Raw genomic sequence first — 3,905 nt, 5'->3', positions numbered from 1 at the left:
GGCATCTACTGTTCATGAGGTAATAGCGTTTCTGCAAAGAAGTGGGTTTCAGAATATTATTGTTGAACCTAAAGACGATTCCCGAGAGTTTATTAAGGATTGGATGCCTGGCGCGAACATAGATAGTTATATTCAATCAGCAATCATCAAAGCAATTAAATAAAAGAAGTTTAAAGCCGTGATCATTTTGATTGCGGCTTTTTAATTAACGTTCCAGATCAAGGCATTAAAAACTCCGGTCCAGTTTACTATGGCAAGAATTATGAAAGATTACGGAGTGTATTATGAAGCTACAAGTTCAACAGGTACCTGTCTTCAAACAAAATAGCGAATAAATCAAACAAAAAGACGATAGGAAACGTTTCAACCAGCCATATAGGCGTATTTCGAAAAAGAGTGCACCATTTTCAAACATATGTCTGTGCGAAAATAGGTCCATTCCAACTAAGATGAGAGAGTAGGTTGTAATCGTTTACTAAACACAGGTGAGGAGTCACACGAAAGTGATAAAAATTGAAAAATATTGGGAAAACTTAGATGTTCTGCATATCAATAGAATAGCTCCGCGAGCCTATTATATCCCTTATGCGGATGAGGCAAGCGCATTTAATCACAAGCGAGGGAAATCTCCGTATTATCAGACTTTGAACGGACTTTGGAAGTTTCAGTATGTGCGCAGCGTGAAAGAGGTGCGGGATGGTTTCTATGATGCCAATGCCGATGTGAACGGCTGGGATGATATGATCGTGCCATCTTGTTGGCAGGTGAATGGATATGATCAGAATCACTACACGAATGTTAATTATCCATTCCCGTGTGATCCGCCTTTTGTTCCGAATGAGAATCCGGCCGGATTGTATGTCAGGGAATTTCAAGTTTCCGAGCAATGGGCGGACAAAGAGAAATATATGGTTTTCGAAGGTGTCAACTCTTGTATGTATCTATGGGTGAATGGCGCGTTCGTCGGTTACAGTCAAGGCAGCCGAGTCCCTGCAGAGTTCGATATCTCACCCTATCTGAAGGCTGGCAAGAATCGGATGGCGGTCATGGTGCTGAAGTGGTGTGATGGCACGTATCTGGAGGATCAGGATCTGTGGAGATTTTCCGGGATTTTCAGGGATGTTTACCTGCTTGCGCGCAGCAAGAACCACATCAGGGACGTGTTCAACCGCCAGGTGTTATCGGAAGATCTGCGCCAAGCCACCCTTCGTTGTGAGATTACAACAACGGGAGCTTTACCCGTCAGAGTCGAATTAAAAGATGCCGCAGACCAGCTCATCCAGGAGGGAAACTCACTCATCGATCGAAGCGGAACCATCGAACTTCAAATAGACGAGCCGAAGCTGTGGAATGCAGAGCAGCCTTATTTGTATCAACTATATGTTTACGCTGGCGACGAAGTGCTGCTGTTTCAAGTCGGGTTCAGAAAAATTGAGATTAAAGCTGGTGTCTTCTTAATCAACGGTATGCCGGTCAAATTAAAAGGGGTTAACCGTCATGACTCGCATCCGGAGCTAGGGCAAACGATTCCGATGAATCATATGATCAAAGACTTAATTTTAATGAAGAACCACAATATCAACACGGTTCGAACGTCCCATTACCCGAACGATCCTCGGTTTCTAAATCTGTGCAACGAATATGGATTTTATGTCATCGATGAGGCCGATCTGGAATGTCATGGTGTGTTCCACGCAGGTGACTACCATATGCTGACCAAGAATCCAGCTTGGCAGCGAGCTTTCGTTGATCGGGCAGAGCGAATGGTGGAAAGGGATAAAAATCACCCTTCCATCGTAATGTGGTCAATGGGCAACGAATCCGGTTATGACGTGAATCATATTGCCATGGCAGCATGGACGAAAGCCAGAGACCGTTCCAGACCGGTCCATTATGAGGGTATCGATCCTCGGCACAAGGGCAGCGCCGATACGGAAGTGATCGATGTGGAAGGACGCATGTATTCTTCTCCTGCTTACATTGATGCTTACGCCAGTGACGAGAACAGCACCAAACCGATGTTTTTATGCGAATACAGTCACGCGATGGGGAATGGACCAGGCGATCTGAAAGATTACTGGGATGTCATCTATAAGCATCCCAAACTCATGGGCGGCTGTGTCTGGGAATGGTMGGATCACGGCATCAAGACGCGTACCCCGGGCGGCACGCCATTCTTCGCTTATGGCGGCGATTTCGGTGATCAACCCAATGACGGCAACTTCTGTATCGATGGGCTCGTGGACCCCGACCGCAAACCACATACAGGCCTATTGGAACTCAAAAAAGTGATTGCGCCAATTCGGGTAGAGGCTGCGGACTTGCGTAAGGGAGTCATCACAGTGACGAATCTGTATGACTTTCAGGATCTTGCCCATGTCGTCATGACTTGGAAAATGGAGAAGGATGGACGAACCACTGAACAGGGCGAGATGAACGAGGTCAATGCCGCTCCTCATCAGACGCAAACCGTAACAATTCCTTATCAGCTGCCGGAGTCGTCAGCAAGCCGATATTTCCTTACAGTAAGCTTCAAACTGCGCCGGGATACCCAGTGGGCAGCTGCAGGACACGAGATTACGTTCGAACAGTTTGAGCTGCCTGTTGTTGTTGAGAATCTGCCACGGATCGAGACGAGTGCCACAATTGAGGTGCAGCAGCAAGATCACAGCCTGATTGTAGAAGGATTTGATTTCCGCCATGTTTTTGATCTGCATGATGGTACCTTCACGCGGATAACCAAGCATGGTGTGAATATGATTGAGGCTCCTCCGAAGTTCAATATTTGGCGGGCGCCAACGGATAACGACCGTAAAATTAAACGTTTGTGGCTTGAAGACAATTATGATCGTGCGGTAATGCATGTGTACAAGGCGGAGATCAGCAAGCAGTCGCAGGCGGATGTGGAGATTACAGTTGATTTCTCACTAGGCGGCTATATTAAGATTCCCCTTCTTCACGGCACAGCAATCTGGAGAATCGACGGTACAGGGGCAATTGCTCTACGTGTGAACGTGAATGTCAGAGAGGGACTTACGTTCCTTCCACGCTTTGGCTTGCAGCTGACGATGCCTGGCGGAACGGAAGAGGTGGAATATTTCGGACTGGGGCCGCATGAAAGCTACATTGATAAACGCCACAGCGTAAGAAAAGGCAAATATCTGCTGCGTGTGGATGATATGTTCGAGAATTATATTATGCCGCAAGAGAATGGAGCCAGATACGGCACCGAATGGGCGATTGTGTCCAATGAGCAGGGGATGGGTCTACGCTTTACAAGCGATGGCGAATTCAGCTTTAACGCGTCACACTATAGCCCAGAGGACTTAACGCTAGCAACGCACGATGTTGAGCTGGTGAAACGGAAGGAAACGATCGTTCATCTCGATTACAAGATGAGCGGTGTAGGATCGAATTCGTGTGGTCCGGAGCTTCTGGAGCAATATCGATTGGATGAGAGAGAATTCCAGTTCGAACTGCACATCATGCCAATTTTTAAAGAAGACGAATTATAATTCCAATAAATAAGTATGAAGGTGTCCCCAAAGTTGCTGACCTAGGGGGCACTTGTTTGTCTATTCCTCTTGTTTGATACCATAAATACGAGTTTATATGATAAAATAGAAGGACCCGATGATTATTCTTACTCCAAGTTAAAGAAGGCTGATAGGAATGAAGTCCAAATATTTTCCGTTGATTAAGAGCGTCAACACCAAACTGCTTGTTTTTTTCTTGACGGTAGCGATCCTGCCTCTGCTTACGCTCTGTTATTTTTCAACCAATAAGTCGTCCGAGATTGTGAATAAACAGTTTGGCAATTATGGACTTTATGCGGTAGACCAGCTCAAGCTACATCTGGATTCCAGCTTAAAACAAATGGATAATATTTCTGGCAATATATTAAC

General features: G+C 45.9%; 1 protein-coding gene and 2 pseudogenes. All 3 read left to right on the top strand.

All coding sequences use genetic code 11. The annotated features are described in order from the left end of the window. Positions 1-195 precede the first annotated feature (195 nt). Positions 196-288 (top strand): annotated as a pseudogene (locus AC1DUA_RS27585) (BBE domain-containing protein); the annotation flags it as partial. Positions 289-503: 215 nt separating this feature from the next. Continuing rightward, positions 504-3,515 (top strand): glycoside hydrolase family 2 TIM barrel-domain containing protein, encoded by a 3,012-nt coding sequence (locus AC1DUA_RS27580; RefSeq protein ID WP_477502808.1) that lies wholly within the window; start codon positions 504-506, stop codon positions 3,513-3,515. 157 nt (positions 3,516-3,672) lie between these two features. Then, positions 3,673-3,905: pseudogene (locus AC1DUA_RS27575) on the top strand (cache domain-containing sensor histidine kinase); the annotation flags it as partial.

This window comes from Paenibacillus sp. 01T422 (assembly GCF_056398785.1).
The sequence above is the reverse complement of the archived record's forward strand: the minus strand, read 5'-3'. Positions and strand labels throughout refer to the sequence as shown.